The following is a 16,178-nucleotide window of genomic DNA, read 5'->3' on the forward strand; positions in this document are numbered from 1 at the left end:
TGCCAGACGATACTCGCCACGTGGATAGGCTTTTCGCATGAGTGATTTCCTTACTGACGGAGCATGGGGTGTCGGCGTGGCCACGGTCGCCGCCGACGGCACGGTCCTGGACGTGTGGTTCACGCGCCTGGGCCTGGGCGAGGCGCCCACGGGTGTGGCCGCACCGGAGCTCGACCGCGCGAACCCGACGGGCACCACCTCGAAGGGCGTGTCGGTCGTCGTCAAGTCCCTCGCGGAGGAGCCCCAGGACACTGCGGACGTCTACCTGCGCCTGCACCTGCTCTCTCACCGGTTCGTGATCCCGCACTCCATCAACCTCTCCGGCATCTTCGGCATGCTGCCGAACAACGCGTGGACCAACTACGGTCCGGTCCCGGCCCCGGAAGTGAACGCCGCCCGCCTGAAGCTGCGCGGCGAAGGGCAGAACCTCGAGGTCAAGTCCCTCGACAAGTTCCCGCCGATGGCCGACTACGTGACGCCTTCGGGCGTGCGGATCGCCGACGCCTCCCGGGTGCGCCTGGGCGCGCACCTCGCCGAGGGCACCACCGTCATGCACGAGGGCTTCGTGAACTTCAACGCCGGAACGCTCGGCAACTCGATGGTCGAGGGCCGTATCTCGGCCGGGGTCCTGGTCGGCGACGGCTCGGACATCGGCGGCGGCTCCTCGATCATGGGGACCCTCTCGGGCGGCGGCAAGGAGGTCATCTCGATCGGTGAGCGCTGCCTCCTCGGCGCGAACGCCGGCATCGGGATCTCCCTGGGCGACAACTGCGTCGTCGCCGCGGGCTGCTACGTGACCGCCGGTTCGAAGGTCACCACCCCGGACGGCACGGTCGTCAAGGCCGCGACCCTCTCGGGCAAGGACAACCTCCAGTTCTGGACGAACACCCAGACCGGCGTCCTCGAAGTGCGTCCGCGCTCGGGCACGTGGGGCGAGCTCAACGCCGCCCTGCACAGCGCCCAGTAAGTCCGCATTCGCGTGAGAGGGCCCCGGTTCGCCGGGGCCCTCTGCCGTTTTCGGCGTAGTACCCGAGTGCTACACGCCTGCCCAGGGTTCATCCTCGAGATCGAGGTGCCCGCGCCGATTCTCAAATAGCCTGGTCGCATGGACAGAGTTGGAGAGTTCGGCGGCGCCAACCCCACCACTTCGGGGTTCGTGGTCGTCACGACGGAGAACGTGCCCGGCTACGAGGTCCTCGACACCCACGGCGAGGTGTTCGGCCTCACGGTGCGGTCCCGGAACTTCTTCTCCGACGTCGGCTCGGGCTTCAAGTCGCTGCTCGGCGGCGAACTCAAAGGCCTCACCAAAGCCCTCGCGACCTCCCGCGAAGAGGCGCTCACTCGCATGGTCGACCAGGCGAAGAGCCTGGGCGCCAACGGGGTCGTGATGATGCGCTTCGACGTCTCCGACGCCCGCGACATGGGCACCGAGGTGTGCGCGTACGGCACGGCCGTCACGGTCCGCAAGAGGACCGCCTAAAAGCTTCATTCAGGAAACTGGGGAAAACGAGCGGCGGCCCTCAAAGGCACAGGAGGGCCGCCGCTCAAAAACTCGTTGCTAGACCGGGCTCAGGCCCAGCTGCTTGCCGGCCAGCGAAACCTTCCGCACCGCCAGCTGGTCCGCGATCGCGCGGATCGCCCGCGAGGCCTCGCAGTCGGGGTCCGAGATCACGAGCGGCACGCCGGCGTCGCCGCCTTCGCGCAGCTTCGGGTCCAGCGGGATCTGACCGAGCAGCGGCACATCGGTGCCCACGTCCCTGGTCAGCGCCTCGGCGACGGTCTTGCCGCCGCCGGAACCGAACGGTTCAAGGTGCGACCCGTCGGGCAGCTCCATCCACGACATGTTCTCGACCACGCCCGCGAGCTTCTGGTGCGTCTGCGTGACGATGGCCCCGGCCCGCTCGGCCACCTCGGCCGCCGCCTGCTGCGGCGTCGTGACGACGACCAGCTCGGCGGTCGGCAGCAGTTGCGCCACCGAGATCGCGATGTCGCCGGTCCCGGGCGGCAGGTCGAGCAGGAGCACGTCCAGCTCGCCCCAGTAGACGTCGGCGAGGAACTGCTGGAGCGCCCGGTGCAGCATCGGCCCGCGCCACACGACCGCCGTGTTGCCCGGCGTGAACATCCCGATCGAGATGACCTTCATGCCGTGCGCCTGCGGCGGCATGATCATGTCCTCGACCTGCGTCGGAGCGCCGGTGACACCGAGCATCCGCGGGATCGAGTGCCCGTAGATGTCCGCGTCGGCGACGCCCACGGAGAGGCCCTTCTGCGCCATCGCCGCGGCGATGTTCACCGTCAGGGACGACTTGCCGACGCCGCCCTTGCCGGAGGCGATCGCGAACACGCGCGTGCGCGACTCCGGCAGGTTGAACGGGATCACCGGCTCGGCGCCCGCGCGCCCGCCGCGCAGCTTCGTCTGCAGGTCGCCCCGCTGCTGCTCGCTCATGACCCCGAATTCGAGTTCGAGTTCGGAGACGCCGTCGACGCCGTCGACGGCGCCGGCGATGTCGCGTTGCAGCGTGTCGCGCATGGGACAGCCCGCGACGGTGAGGAGGATCTTCAGAGACAGGCGACCGCCGTCGACCACGACGGTGTCGACCATGCCCAGCTCGGTGATCGGGCGGCGGATCTCGGGGTCGTTGACGTGCGAGAGCGCTTCGTGCACGGCCTCGACGACGGCAGCGTTGTCAGACATGACTCAATCGTAACCACGCAATTCGCATCAGCAATGTGAGCGTAGCCTTACCGCTCCCCGAGCCACGCTCGCGCCGGACCCGCCGCGCTATAACTGGCCCATGCTTCCCTTTGCGATCTACGACGTGTTCTCCGACCGCGCTTACGCGGGCAATCAGCTCGCCGTCGTCTATGACGGGCAAGGCCTCACCACCGCGCAGATGCAGGCGATCGCCCTCGAATTCCACTTCTCCGAGACCGTGTTCATCCTCCCGGCGGCCGCCGAGGGCGCCGACTATCTCGCGCGGATCTTCACCCCTGCGGAGGAACTCCCGTTCGCCGGGCACCCCACGATCGGCGCGGCGATCGCCGCCGTCCAGTCCGGTCGGGTCGTCCCCGGGGACGGCACGGTCGTCCAGGAATGCGGCGCCGGGCTGATGACGGTGGCCGTCGACGGCACCACCGCGAAGCTCACCTCCACGGCGATCGGCGTCGGCCCCGAGATCGACCCGAAGACCGCGGCGGCCGCGATCGGCCTCGACGCCGGGAAGATCCTAGGCACCCCGAAGAACGCCAGCGCCGGCCTGGACCACAACTTCGTGCGCCTCGCCGACGAGGACGTGGCCACCGCGGTCGACGTGCAGGGCCACCTCGAGAAGGTCTACCTGTTCAGCTTCGACGAGGCGACGCACGCGGTGCACGCCCGCCTGTTCCACCGGGGCGTCGGCGAGGACCCGGCGACGGGTTCGGCGGCCGTGGCCCTCGGCGTCCACCTGGTCGACCAGGGCCTCATCAGCGGTGACGGTGTTCACACGTACGCGATCGCGCAGGGCGCCGAGATCGACCGCCCTTCAACGCTCCACGGCGAGGTCGTGGTCGAAGGCGGCGCGGCGGTGTCGGTCTCGGTGACCGGCGCAGCCGTCAAGGTCGCCGAAGGCACCCTCGTCACGCTCCCGGCCTAGAGCCCGTTCGCAGCAATAGCGCCGTTCCCCGGTTCGCCATGTAGACCGATGAACGACCGGGCGCCGTAGCGTTCGGCCGCGAGGTCCTCGGGCCAAGCGGCCGAACGCAACTCGGCCGACCACAGGTGGCGCGGCCAGCGGCCCTTCCGCAGGAGCGCGGCCACGAACCGGTCGGGTTCGGGCAGGCTCGCCCACACCGACGGCAGGAAGGTCGCACGTCGGCCGCCGGTGTCCTTGAGCGTCAGGCCGTCCTCGCCGGGCCGCAGGTGCTCGAGCAGGGACGTGAAGGCCCGCACCGCGATCGGCTCGGAGGGGGACAGGACCGTGACGGTGACGTGCAGTGCCGGGACTTCGGCCTCCTGCACCGGCGGGAGCCGCGGGTCCTTCGCCGCGAGCCGCGCGTTGCGGACGACGTCGACGCCCAAGGGCCGCAAGGCGGTCAAGGTTCCGATGCAGCCGCGGAGGTCGCCGCGGCGCTCGAGCGTCACGAAGGTCGCCTCCCGCTTCGCGAGCGCCGGCCGGTGATCGGCGGCCGCCGCGGTCGAGGCGAGGAGCGTGGCCGCGCCGGGCGGCTTGGGCGCGAACGAAGTCGCGACCGCGCTGCGCGCCAGCGCGGTCAGCACCGGTCCGAGGCCGGAGTCCGGGTGCGGATCCATCCACCGATGGTGCCACGCGACGGCGGCGTACCGCCCGCCTTCGGCCGCTGCACGACTGACCTGATGGTGTCGGTTTGGCGCAGTTCGGCCTGCCGGTGATCAGTTTGGTAACAGTCGCGTGAGAGACTGCGGGCATGAGTGAACCGCGCACGAGCGCCGACGCATTCGACTCGTCCTTCGACTCTGACGTGTACGCCACCGTCGATCAGGGCCTCGCCGAAGTGATCGACCTGCCGTCGAACGGCGGGGCGCAGCTGACGGAGCCCGATCGCGGGCGGCTCCAGGAACTCGACTCCCTCGCAGGGAAGATCGCGCTGGTCACCGGTGCGGGCGCGCCGGACGGGATCGGTTTCGCCATCGCCACGCGGCTGCGTCTGGCGGGCGCGGCGGTCGCGATCGTGTCCACCACCAAGCGGATTCACGAACGCGCCGAGGAGATCGGCGCGATCGGCTTCGTCGCCGACCTGTCCGACGAGGCCGAAGTGGGCGGTCTGGCCGATGCGGTCGTCGAAGCGCTCGGCGAGGTCGACATCGTCGTCAACAATGCGGGCCTCACCTCGAAATCCGATCCGGCCGTGGTGAAGCCGGTCGCCCAGCTGTCCTATGCGGACTGGCAGACCGAGCTCACCCGCAACCTCGACACGGCGTTCCTGGTCTCGCGCGCGTTCGTGCAGTCGATGGCCGAGCGCGGCTGGGGCCGCATCGTCAACGTCGCGGCCACCACCGGCGTCGTGAACGCCGTCCCCGCCGAGGCCGCTTACGCCGCCGCGAAAGCCGGCGTCACGGGTCTGACGAAGGCGCTCGCGACCGAGGTCGTCGCCGACGGCGTCACGGTGAACGCGATCGCGCCGGGCCTCATCCGCACCGGCTCGTCCACTGTGCCCGAGCTCCAGAAGGGCCTCGATGGTCCGATGGGCCGCCCCGGCAGCCCCGCGGAAGTCGCGGCCGCGGCCGTGTTCTTCTGTGCGCCTTCGGCTTCCTACATCACCGGGCAGACGCTCGTGGTCGACGGCGGCAAGTCCCTCAGGGCCTGAACCGCCGCGAGGCGGGACAAGCCAGGACTTAAGTCCGCAACTTCCGCCTTGCCGGAGTCGTTAGATTCGCATGGGCATGATTGCACCGGCCGTAGCGGCCGAGACGGAGGAAGCGCGGATGGACGAGGCTTTCGGCGAGAGCGAACTCGAGATCCGGGGGCGCACCGTCACCGGCCTCGTCTTCCTGCTCGGCGGCCTGGTGGGCTTGGCCGCCGCGTTCGACCTCACTTACGAGCGCATCGCCACGCTCATCGATCCGAGCCATGCGATCTCGTGCGACTTCAACCCGGTGCTGTCCTGCGGCACCGTGATGAACACCTGGCAGGCCTCCGTGTTCGGGTTCCCGAATCCGATGATCGGCCTCGTCGCGTTCCCGTTCGTGGTCTTCATGGGCGTGCTGCTGCTCGCGAAGGTCTCACTGCCGCGCTGGATCCCGCTGGCGTTCAACCTCGGCGCGCTCGGCGGCCTCGTGTTCGTGTCGTGGCTGATCTACCAGTCCGTGTACGAGATCGGGGTGCTCTGCCCTTGGTGCATGGCGGTCTGGACCGTGGTCCTGCCGATCTTCTGGTTCAGCACCGTGCGGAACCTGCGCACCGGCGCGATCCCGGTGGGGGAGGACTGGCGCGACTCCATCGACGACCTGCTGCGCTACCACTGGATCGGATTGACCCTGCTCTACCTCGTGGTGGTCATGCTGGTGGGCACCGGCTTCTGGGACTACTGGTCCACGCTCCTCTAAGGACAAAGCGAAGGCCCCGGGCGGATGCTCGGGGCCTTCTCCGTTCCGCTTTACCCCAGCCGCAGGCCGATCGGCTCCAGCCAACCGCCCTCCGACAGGTACTCCAAGACCTGCTCGACGCCTTCGCCGACGGTGATCTCGGTCGTGTCGATCGTCAGCTCCGCCGCCGGCGGCTCCTCGTACGGGTCAGAGACGCCCGTGAACTCCGGGATCTGGCCCGCGCGCGCCTTCGCATACAGCCCCTTGCGGTCCCGCGCCTCGCACACCTCGACCGGCGTCGAGATGTGCACGAGCACGAAGTCCGCCCCGGCCGCCTCGGCCATGCGCCGCGCCTCGGCCCGGTCGGCCTCGTACGGCGCGATCGGGGCCGCCATGCCGATGCCGCCGTGCCGCGCCACCTCGGCCGCGACGAACCCGATCCGGCGGATGTTCACCGACCGGTCCGCGCGCGAGAACCCGAGCCCGCTCGACAGGAGCCGCCGCACCACGTCGCCGTCGAACAGCGACACCGTGCGCGTCCCGTCCTCCAGCAGCGACTCGTACACCCCGCGGGAGATCGTGGACTTCCCCGAGCCCGACAGGCCCGTGAAGAACAGCACCAGGCCCCTCTGGCGACGCGGCGGGCGCGCCTTGCGCAGCTCCGAGGCCACGCTCGGCGGCGTGTGCCATTCGGGGAGACCGAAACCGCGGTCGAGCATGTCGGCGATCTCGGCGTCGCTCAACGCGGTGCGCCGGAACGGCGGCTCGATGTCCTCGATCGGCCGCCACTGCCCGTCGCGCGTGTCGTAGGCCAGCTCGCGCGGCACCATCGAGCGGACGCCGTCGCCGCCGCCGAGCCCGTCGCGGCCGGTCATGATGTGGGTCGCGCCGTACGCCGCCGCCACCTTCGCGGTCAGCAGCCCGTCTCGCAGCTTGTCGCCGCGCTTCGACAGCGGCACGGTCAGCACCGTCGCCGTCGGCAGCCGGTCCTTCGCGGCGAGCACCGAACGCACCAGCGCCGCCGTAGGCAGCTTCAGGTCCCGGTCGCCGTTCGTCTCATCGCCCGTGGGGATCATGACCAGCACGTGCGCGGCCAGATTGTGCGCGGCCCGCGCCAGCTGCGCCAACTGCGGGCGGTGCAGCGGCTTGTCCGCCACCAGCGCCAGCACCCGCGGCTTCGTGTACGTCGTGCGCGCCTGCTCCGGCGTCGCGCGCAGGCCCGTGAACACCCCGTGCGCGGCGTCGGCGATCCGCCGCACCGGCCCGCCGACGCGGACCATGTCCGGCCCCAGCGCGTCGAGGCTGTGGCATTCGACCGCCGCGACCGGCGCCCCCTCCGGATCGGTGATGCGAAGCACACGCCGCTTCGGATCGGGATTGTCGAGCAGCTGCGCGGTCCCCAACGGGACGTCCAGCGTCACCGGCACCGGCCACGCCGTGCCGTCCGGCAGCATCCCGGTCCGCGTCACCTCGCGCGACTCCTCCTCGCTCATGAACCCGCGCAGCGGGGCATAAGCGCCGTACAACAGCAGCTCAAGGTCGGCGAGCTCATGCGGCAGAGGGGTGTGGCTAGGCGCCTCAGCGAGGATCTCATCGGGCAGTACCCAGTCAGACATCGGCGGTGGGATCCCTTCGCAGTGCTTCGAACGGGGCGGCTTCGGTATCGGTCGCACCAGGGTATGCCACGGCCCCGTCACTCGCCTCACCCGCGCCAAGCGGAAATGAGCCGGATCGTCCCGCATGGCGGACCGAGAAAGTGGCGCGCCCATTACCGGTAAGTTACGCTGACAGCGCTTATTTACAGCTTCGCAGGCGTGCGCCGTGGTTGCTCATTCACGGCTTCGCAAGCGTGTGCCGTAAGTGCGCCAGCAGTAGTGCAGCAGATGACCGCGGACAAGGACGTCGGCGCGGCCAGCCCCTCAGGGTTTGCCCAGACCACCAGTGGAGACCTCCATGGACTACTTCGACTCCTCCAGCGGAACCGACGACAAGCAGCTCCGCCGCGATATCCGCCGGCTCGGCAACCTCCTCGGCCAGGCGCTCGTCCGCCAAGAGGGCCCCCAGCTGCTCGAACTCGTAGAAGAGGTCCGAGGCCTGGTCCGCCACCAGCCCGAGGCCGTCGCCTCCCGCCTCGCGAAGCTCGACGTCAACGAAGAGGTCGACCTCGCCCGCGCGTTCGCCACCTACTTCCACCTGGCGAACATCACCGAGCAGGTCCACCGCGCCCGCGACATGCGCCGCTCCCGCGCCGAGAACGGCGGCTGGCTCTCCCAGGCCCGCGCCGAGATCACCGCCGAGGACGTCCCCGCCGACCAGATCGCGGCCGCCGCCGAACGCCTCGAAGTGCGCCCCGTCTTCACCGCGCACCCCACCGAGGCCGCCCGCCGCTCCATCCTCATCAAGCTGCGCAACATCGCCGACCTCCTCGACGCCGAGACCGCCGAGCGCGCCGTCCTCGGCTCCGCCGACGTCGACGCCGTCAACTCCCGCCTCGCCGAGATCATCGACCTCCTCTGGCAGACCGACGAACTCCGCGTCGAGAAGCCCGAGCCCACCGATGAGGCCCGCAACGCGATCTACTACCTCACCGACCTCTACCGCGACGCCGCCGCGCGGGTCCTCACCGACCTCAACGCCACCCTCACCGACCTCGGCGGCTCCCCCCGCCCCGGCCACGCGCCGCTCAAGTTCGGCACCTGGATCGGCGGCGACCGCGACGGCAACCCCTTCGTCACCCCCGAAGTGACCAAGCAAGTGCTGCTCATGCAGCACGAGCACGGCATCGCCGCCGCCGAAGGCGCCGTCGCCTCGCTCATCAACGAGCTCTCCGTCTCCCAAGCGGTGCGCCCCGCCTCGCAGGAACTCCTCGACTCCGTCGCCGCCGACTTCAAGGCCCTCGACAACATCCTCGAGCGCTACAAGCGGATCTACGCCGAAGAGCCCTACCGCCTCAAGGCCCGCGCCATCGAGGCCAAACTCGCCAACACCCGCGCCCGCCACGCCGAAGGCCTCCCGCACCGGGCCGGCTTCGACTACGCCGACGGCCGCGAACTCATCGCCGACCTCCAGGTCATGCGCGATTCCCTTGCCCGCCAGCGGGGCCAGCTCCCCGCCAAGGGCGTGCTCGACCGCGTCATCCGCACCGTCGCCGCCTTCGGCCTCCAGCTCGCCACCATGGACGTCCGCGAGCACTCCGAGGCCCACCACGCCGTCCTCGCCGAGCTCTACGACGCCACCGGCGAACTCGACAAGCCCTACGCCGACCTCACCGCCGCCGAACGCGACGCGCTCCTCTCCAAGGAACTCTCCGGCCAGCGCCCCCTCGCCCCGGTGAACGTGGACCTCTCGGACACGAACCGCAAGACCTTCAACGTCTTCCACGCCATCCGCGACGCCCAGCAGCAGTTCGGCGCCGCCATCGTCGAGTCCTACATCATCTCGATGACCCACGACCCCGCCGACGTCCTCGCGCCCGCGATCCTCGCCCGCGACGCCGGCCTCGTCGACGTCGCCCGCGGCCGCGCCGACATCGGCTTCGTCCCCCTCATGGAAGAGGTCGAGGACCTCGCCGGCGCCGACGCCCTCATCGACCAACTGCTGAGCCTGCCCGCGTACCGCGCGATCGTCGCCGCCCGCGGCAACGTCCAAGAGGTCATGCTCGGCTACTCCGACTCCAACAAGGACGCCGGCATCACCGCCAGCCAGTGGAACATCCAAAGCGCCCAGAGGCAACTGCGCGATGTCGCCCACAAGCACGGCGTGCGCCTGCGCCTCTTCCACGGCCGCGGCGGCACCATCGGCCGCGGCGGCGGCCCCACCCACGAGGCGATCCTGGCCCAGCCCTCCGGCACGCTGGACGGCGCCATCAAGATCACCGAGCAGGGCGAGGTCCTCTCCGACAAGTACACGCTGCCCGCGCTGGCCCGCGAGAACCTGGAACTCACGGTGGCGGCCTCGCTGAAGGCGACGCTGCTGCACACCGAGCCGCGCCACCAGCCTGACGTGCTGGGACGCTGGTTCAGCGTCATGGACCAGACCTCGGAGGCGTCGAAGGCCGTCTACCGCGAGCTGACCGGCCAGAAGGGACTCGCCGAGTACTTCTGGGCCGTGAGCCCCACGGAACTGCTGGGCGCGTTGAACATCGGCTCGCGCCCGTCGAAGCGCCCCAACACCGACGCGGGCCTCGGCGGCCTGCGGGCCATCCCGTGGGTCTTCGGCTGGACGCAGTCGCGCCAGATCGTCCCGGGCTGGTACGGCGTGGGCTCGGGCCTCGCGGCCGCCCGTGAAGCGGGCCTGGGCGACGACATCGCCGAGATGTACGAGAAGTGGCACTTCTTCCGCAACTTCGTCTCCAATGTGGAGATGACGCTGGCAAAGACGGACCTCTCCATCGCGGGCCAGTACGTCTCGACCCTGGTCCCGGCCGAACTCCAGCCGATCTTCGACGTGATCAAGGCCGAGCACGAGCGCACCGTCGCCGAAGTCCTGGCCCTCACCGGCGGCGAGAACCTGCTGGACGCGAACCCGCAGCTGACCCGGACGCTCGAGGTCCGCGACCGCTACCTCGCGCCGCTGCACCACCTGCAGATCTCGCTGCTCAAGCGCTACCGCTCCGAAGGCGGCGCCGACGGCGACGTCGACCCGCAGCTCAAGCGCGCCCTGCTCATCACGGTGAACGGCATCGCGGCGGGCCTGCGCAACACCGGCTGATCCCAGCTTCGAGAAGGCCGCGGCGGAACCCCCGCCGCGGCCTTTTTTCGTCTCCACTGATTTGACAATACATTGTCAATATGACAAGATGTTGTCATGAACGAGATCATGACCCAGCACGTGCACCTGGCCGTCTACGACACCCTGGCCGACTGGGAGGTCGGATACGCGACCGCACACATCGGCAACGGCGACTGGCAGCGCGAACCGGGCCGCTACGAGATCCGCACCGTCGGCGCCGGCTCCGAACCCGTGCGGACCATGGGCGGCATGACGATCATGCCCGACCTGACACTCGACGAGCTCAACGCCGAGGACAGCGCCATGCTGATCCTGCCCGGCGCGGGCACCTGGCTCACCGGCGACAACGCCGACTTCGCCAAGAAGGCCCGGCGGTTCCTCGACGCGGGCGTCCCGGTCGCCGCCATCTGCGGGGCCACCGGCGGACTCGCCGCCGAAGGCCTGCTCGACGACCGCCGCCACACCAGCAACGCGCCGGAGTTCGTGCAGGCCTTCGGATCCAAAGGCGCCGACCTGTACTGCGACGTCCCGGCCGTCACCGACCGAGGCCTCATCACCGCCTCGGGCACGAAGCCCGTGGACTTCGCCCGCGAAGTGTTCGCCGCCCTCGACCTGTACACGCCCGAAGTCCTCGCCTCGTGGTACAAGCTCTACGGACTCGGCGACCCGGCCGGGTACTTCGAGCTGATGGGCGAGGCCGCGTGACCGACCGCCAAGTACTCCTGTCGGGCATGGCCGTGACGGTGTTCCGACTGAACGGCCAGTTCCTCGACGTGGCCGAGGAACTGGCCCGCCCGGCCGGCCTCACCGCCGCCCACTGGCAAGTGCTCGGAGCGGTCATCGAAGCGCCCCTGCCGGTGGCGGGCATCGCGCGCGCCATGGGCATCACCCGCCAGGCCGTGCAGCGCATCGCGGACATCCTGGCCGGCAACGGGATGGTCGAGTACCGGCGCAACCCGGCACACCGCCGGGCCAAACTGGTCGCGCCCACCCCGCAGGGCGTGGAAGCGGTCAAGCGCATCGGCCCGGCCCACGCCGTGTTCGCCGACCGGCTGTGCGAGGCACTGGGAGACGACCGCGCCGCCGACGTCGACCGCCTCCTCCGGGAACTCTCGGAGACCCTGGAGGCGCTGGCGGCGGAGGACCGCGGCTGATTTCGCGCGGCCGCCGGCGCTCGCCGCCGTGGTAGGTTTCTGCGCGTCCAGGACCAAACGAGAATTGCGGAGACCATGGCGAGAACCCTGCAGGTCAGCGTCCGAAACGCCCGCTTCCAGCAGTGGGAGACCTTGCTGCGCAACCGCACCAAGCGCCACCGCGCCGGCTCGTTCCTCGTCCAGGGGGTGCGGCCGATCTCGCTCGCGGTCGAGCACGGCTGGAACATCGAGGCCCTGCTCTACGACGCCGATCGCCGGCGGCTCTCCGACTGGGCCCGCGGCCTCCTCGAGCGGCCCCATATCGAGCAGGCCGCCGTCTCCGGCCCGCTGCTCGCCGAACTCGGCGAGAAGGAGGACGACAACCCGCCCGAACTCCTCGCCCAGGTCGCCATCCCGCAACGCAAACTCGCCGACCTCGAGACCCGCCCCGACTGGCTCGGCATCGTGATCGACCGGCCGACCAGCCCCGGCAACGTCGGCTCCCTCATCCGCTCCGCCGACGCCTTCGGCGCCGATGCCGTGATCATCACCGGCCGCAATGCCGCAGATCCCTACGACCCCAAGGCCGTCCGGGCCTCCACGGGCAGCCTCTTCGCCATCCCGGTCATCAGCGCCGCCTCGGCTCACGAAGTAGTGGAGTGGGCGCGCAAGCAGGAACACGCGCCCGCGGTCGTCGGCACCGACGAACGCGGCGAGAAGGCCCTGTCCGAACACGACCTGCGCGGCCCGACCCTCCTCGTGGTCGGCAACGAGACCACCGGCATGTCGAAGTCCTGGTTCGAACTCGCCGACGCGACGGCCCGAATCCCCATGTCGCCCAAGGCGGCCTCTTCGCTGAATGCCGCCAATGCCGGATCTGTGGCACTTTACGAAGCCGCTCGCCAGCGCTCTGTTTGAGTCGCTTCTGGTCGGAGTCGGCTTGCGGTTCAGGCGGGCAGCGACGAAGTCGGAACGCGGGAGGCAGGTCCAGCTTCGGCGCGGGCGACGCTCCCGCCCGCGGGGCCGAGCGGCACCTTTTGCCTTGGCGCGCAGGCGGGTTGGGTGGAACGTGAAGGTCTTCTCGTCTTGTGGGTGATGACAGGCGGGGCTGTGCGAGGGATGATTGATGTACGCACAGGAATACGGAAAACGTACAGGTGGCGACTAGGTGCAAGCAGACTAAGCCAAGCCTCTGACCGAACCCCAAACCGGACCGCTTCCGAGACCGATGCCTTACGGGGCATGGGTTTCAGTCCCCACGTGCTATCGGGATCCGCAGCTGACCACGACCCCCTCAGGGGGCCGTGCTGGGTGGGAGATCACCGGTCGGGATCACCTCGACCGGAGGCAGTGTCCGGAACGAGGCACACACTTGCAGGACCGCTAGCATGATCGGCTGCCGGCCGGGCAACAAGGACCCGGTCTACCCATTCCCGCCATGCGAGGCAACGCAACCTCCCGGTCTCGAATCACGATGCCCGGGATCGGAATCACTTCCCGGGCAAGCGAATCGGGAGAAAATGAGGGGAAATGAGGCGGTTCCAGTCGCGTTGGTCGCGGCTCTTCACACTGGCGGGGGAACGCGCTCACCCTTGAGGGGGAGTTCGTGAGCACCGTTGGCGGCGACCATGGATGCACATCCGCTGATCGGCGGGCACCATCCCCTGGAGGACACATGACTGCGCTCATCGACCCCTCGGCCGGCAATGACTTGTCGGCTTCCGGTTCGACGCCTCGCCGCGCACCGGTCGTCGGTGTCGCGATGTGCGGTGGCGCGATCGTCTTCGCCGCCACCGGGTTCCCGGGGGTTGTCGCGGCACTGCCGCGGTCGGCCAACTGGGCCGGGCTGGCGGGTGTGCTCCTGGTGTTCGCGGGGTTCCGGGTGTACGGGCTGCGTCATCGCGCGGAGTTGGGGCGGCTCGGGGCCTGGGGGCGCGGCCTGGTGATGGCCGGGCTCGTGGCGACGGCGGTCGGCTTCCTGGCGAACGCGGTCGGGCCGTTGGCGCCGGGCGAGGCCGAGGGGATGGTGGCGCTGGCGGGTGTGCCCGCCTGGGTGCTTTCACATCTGGTCTACATAGGTGCGACGGTGCTCGGGTCGGCGTGCTTGCGGAAGCGATCGGGTCCGCTCCCCACAGCGATCCTGATGATCGCAAGCCTGCCTTTGCTCTTCCTTGGTGTCGCTGCCGGTTTGCGCTTGGGCGAGCCGACCTCGGGGTTCGTCACCTGGGCCGCTACCGAGGGGCAGGCCGGGGTGGTCTGGTCGCTGGTCGGGGTCCGGTTCTGTCTCCGGGGCTGACTAGACCGAAGCCTGTCTGGCGGCCGCGTCTTCGGCGAGCTTTCGTTCGTGCTGCTCCACTGCCTTCGCCCACAGTGCCTGGATCTCGGCTTCGTCCAGCGTGAGGTTGAAGCGGCCTCGCAAAAGGGCGGCGAAGTCGGCCGGGTCGACGATGATCCGGACCGTCTTCCCCTCCGGCAGTTTCGGGTCGTACACGGTCAACGTCCTGGCCCGGAGCACCCACATGTCGGTCTCGCCGGGGTTCTGGACGGTCAGGGTCTTCACGAACGGCGACTCGGGGGAGGTCGCCAGCTCCGTGCACTTCGGCTCGAACTCGGCCACTTCCCGGCGTTCCAACGTGAAGTCGAAGGTCAGATTGGCGACTCTCGGGTCGATCGAGCAGCGCCATTCGCCGTCGCCGATGCTCCAGATGCCGAAGTTGAAGAGCCCCACCCGGTAGCTGCCGTTGCGGATCGGCAGCGGGTCGCGGAAGCCGGTGCCGATGCCGGCGTCCGCCAAGTACTTGTCGCCGTTGGGGAAGCGGACCACGAGCGGCATGTGGTTCCACCAGTTGCCGTCGCCCTCGGTCTCGCGGGCCACGCCGCCGAGGACGCGGCGCACGTCGAAGCCCATGGCCTCCAAGGCGTGCGCGAGGGTCCCGTTGTGCTCGTAGCAGTATCCGCCCCGGCCGCCCTCCACGAGTTTCGCGAACAGCGCGTCCGTGTCGAGCCGGATGGTCCTGCCGAGTTGGATGTCGAGGTTCTCGTACGGCATGGCGGCGACGTGGGCGCGGTGGATCCGGCGCAGCGCGTGCAGCGTCGGGCGCCTCGGGGCCCTGATCCCGACGCGCTTGAGATAGACGGCGAGCTGCGAGGAGTCGAACACCCCTCGACCATAGCGCGAGCTGCGGGTCCCGGCGGGCGTCGTGATCGTACCGATACGGGAATGATGTTGCGGGGCTGGAGGTTTGTCGCGCCTGGGACTGCGGTTGTCATGGGCGTGTGGGATAGTCTCCACAGCTTTCCACCCCGCTCCCAATACCGCCCTTGAAGGAGTCCCCACTATGGTCATGGGCCCGACCCACGCCATGTCCGGTGCCGCCCTGTGGCTCGCAGGTTCAGCCGTTGCCGACGTCGCGTTCGGTATCGACCAGTCCTCCGCCGAGCTCATCGTCGGCACGATCGTCGCCTCCGGCGCCGCCCTCTACCCCGACATCGACTGCGCCGGCAAGGTGACCGAGAACAAGGGCGGGTCCACTGTGGCCCGGTCGTTCGGCGTCGCGTCGCTGTTCGTCGCCGAGGTGGTCGAGCGCCTCTGCTATTGGTTCTATCTGCTCACGAAATCCAAGAAGGACAAGAAACGGAAGAACGGCCACCGCACCTTCACCCACACCGCCGTCCACGCCGCGCTCGTCGGCACCGGCACCGGGTTCCTGGCCTACCAGTTCGGCAAGCCCGCCGTGATCGCGATCCTGTTCGTGCTCACCGGTCTCGCGGTGCGCGGCCTGCTCGCGGAGACCGTGGAGAAGAAGGGCTGGATCGTCACCACCGGTGTGGCCCTTGTCGCCTCGTACGGCATGTACCGGTTCCTGCCCGAGGGCCGCGACTACTGGGTATTGGGACTGGCGATGGGCATCGGCTGCTTCATCCACATCCTCGGCGACATGATCACGAAGATGGGCTCGCCGCTGTTCTTCCCGATCCCGATCCAGGGCCGCCGCTGGCGGGACATCGGCCTGCCCAACTCGGTCGCGCTCCGCGCGGGCGGCAAGGAGGAGAACCGCATCCTCCTGCCCATCCTCACCGTCCTCGTCGTGATCGGCATGCTCTACAACGTGCCCGAAGTGCAGCAGCTGCTCTTCGACCAGGGCACGGGCCAGGGCGCCGCCGAATAATCCCGGCTTGTCCAGCGGACGCGCCGAGGTAGACTCGACCGGTTGCCGGAATCAAGTCCTGATGGACCTGGATTCCGGCCAATCGTCGTGCCTAGAGCACAG

At 69.4% G+C, this 16,178-nt stretch carries 15 protein-coding genes; 11 read left to right on the plus strand and 4 right to left on the minus strand.

The features are described 5' to 3' along the window. Positions 1-37: 37 nt before the first annotated feature. Together ACFO8M_RS01330 and ACFO8M_RS01335 are read left to right on the plus strand one after the other, a co-directional pair. On the plus strand, positions 38-967 hold the full coding sequence (locus tag ACFO8M_RS01330) for a DapH/DapD/GlmU-related protein (protein WP_387969456.1): 930 nt from the start codon (positions 38-40) through the stop codon (positions 965-967). Positions 968-1,105: 138 nt separating this feature from the next. Further along, the gene (locus ACFO8M_RS01335; RefSeq protein ID WP_387969459.1) at positions 1,106-1,480 is read left to right on the plus strand and encodes a YbjQ family protein; all 375 of its coding nucleotides are present in this window, start codon (positions 1,106-1,108) and stop codon (positions 1,478-1,480) included. A 78-nt stretch (positions 1,481-1,558) separates the two neighbouring features. On the opposite strand, the gene ACFO8M_RS01340 is transcribed toward ACFO8M_RS01335, so the two are convergent. Beyond that, positions 1,559-2,695 carry an Mrp/NBP35 family ATP-binding protein gene (locus ACFO8M_RS01340; RefSeq protein ID WP_387969461.1) on the minus strand — a complete coding sequence of 379 codons (1,137 nt, stop codon included), beginning with the start codon at positions 2,693-2,695 and terminating at the stop codon, positions 1,559-1,561. Positions 2,696-2,795: 100 nt separating this feature from the next. On the opposite strand from ACFO8M_RS01340, the gene ACFO8M_RS01345 reads away from it, so the two are divergent. Further along, entirely contained in the window at positions 2,796-3,635 is an 840-nt protein-coding gene (locus ACFO8M_RS01345) for a PhzF family phenazine biosynthesis protein (protein ID WP_387969464.1), read from the plus strand. On the opposite strand, the gene amrA is transcribed toward ACFO8M_RS01345, so the two are convergent. Continuing rightward, a complete protein-coding gene (amrA, locus tag ACFO8M_RS01350) occupies positions 3,632-4,291 on the minus strand; it encodes an AmmeMemoRadiSam system protein A (protein ID WP_387969467.1) in 660 nt (219 codons plus the stop codon). The genes ACFO8M_RS01345 and amrA overlap by 4 nt on opposite strands. Positions 4,292-4,425: 134 nt before the next feature. Here amrA and ACFO8M_RS01355 point away from each other — a divergent pair, with 134 nt between their 5' ends. Next, positions 4,426-5,325: an SDR family NAD(P)-dependent oxidoreductase gene (locus ACFO8M_RS01355; protein WP_387969470.1), complete on the plus strand. Its 900-nt coding sequence runs from the start codon at positions 4,426-4,428 to the stop codon at positions 5,323-5,325. A gap of 118 nt (positions 5,326-5,443) precedes the next feature. Continuing rightward, positions 5,444-6,064 (plus strand): vitamin K epoxide reductase family protein, encoded by a 621-nt coding sequence (locus ACFO8M_RS01360; RefSeq protein WP_387969473.1) that lies wholly within the window; start codon positions 5,444-5,446, stop codon positions 6,062-6,064. Positions 6,065-6,114: 50 nt separating this feature from the next. On the opposite strand, the gene cysC is transcribed toward ACFO8M_RS01360, so the two are convergent. Further along, entirely contained in the window at positions 6,115-7,659 is a 1,545-nt protein-coding gene (gene cysC / locus ACFO8M_RS01365) for an adenylyl-sulfate kinase (protein WP_387969476.1), read from the minus strand. Between the two features lie 337 nt (positions 7,660-7,996). Here cysC and ppc point away from each other — a divergent pair, with 337 nt between their 5' ends. From ppc to ACFO8M_RS01390, 5 genes are all read left to right on the plus strand, one after another. Then, positions 7,997-10,753 (plus strand): phosphoenolpyruvate carboxylase, encoded by a 2,757-nt coding sequence (ppc, locus tag ACFO8M_RS01370; RefSeq protein ID WP_387969479.1) that lies wholly within the window; start codon positions 7,997-7,999, stop codon positions 10,751-10,753. Between the two features lie 108 nt (positions 10,754-10,861). Continuing rightward, the gene (locus ACFO8M_RS01375; RefSeq protein ID WP_387971140.1) at positions 10,862-11,479 is read left to right on the plus strand and encodes a type 1 glutamine amidotransferase family protein; all 618 of its coding nucleotides are present in this window, start codon (positions 10,862-10,864) and stop codon (positions 11,477-11,479) included. Between the two features lie 26 nt (positions 11,480-11,505). Beyond that, positions 11,506-11,928: a MarR family winged helix-turn-helix transcriptional regulator gene (locus ACFO8M_RS01380; RefSeq protein ID WP_387971143.1), complete on the plus strand. Its 423-nt coding sequence runs from the start codon at positions 11,506-11,508 to the stop codon at positions 11,926-11,928. Positions 11,929-12,003: 75 nt separating this feature from the next. Continuing rightward, on the plus strand, positions 12,004-12,825 hold the full coding sequence (locus ACFO8M_RS01385; RefSeq protein ID WP_387969482.1) for a TrmH family RNA methyltransferase: 822 nt from the start codon (positions 12,004-12,006) through the stop codon (positions 12,823-12,825). A gap of 757 nt (positions 12,826-13,582) precedes the next feature. Beyond that, positions 13,583-14,203: a hypothetical protein gene (locus ACFO8M_RS01390; RefSeq protein ID WP_387969485.1), complete on the plus strand. Its 621-nt coding sequence runs from the start codon at positions 13,583-13,585 to the stop codon at positions 14,201-14,203. On the opposite strand, the gene ACFO8M_RS01395 is transcribed toward ACFO8M_RS01390, so the two are convergent. Continuing rightward, positions 14,204-15,067, minus strand: a complete 864-nt coding sequence (locus tag ACFO8M_RS01395) for an arylamine N-acetyltransferase family protein (protein WP_387969487.1) — start codon at positions 15,065-15,067, stop codon at positions 14,204-14,206. Between the two features lie 178 nt (positions 15,068-15,245). Between ACFO8M_RS01395 and ACFO8M_RS01400 the strand changes: the two genes are divergently transcribed. Further along, entirely contained in the window at positions 15,246-16,076 is an 831-nt protein-coding gene (locus tag ACFO8M_RS01400; protein WP_387969490.1) for a metal-dependent hydrolase, read from the plus strand. Positions 16,077-16,178: the final 102 nt, after the last annotated feature.

Source organism: Glycomyces rhizosphaerae (assembly GCF_042647865.1).
In the GTDB taxonomy this organism is placed as follows: domain Bacteria; phylum Actinomycetota; class Actinomycetes; order Mycobacteriales; family Micromonosporaceae; genus Glycomyces; species Glycomyces rhizosphaerae.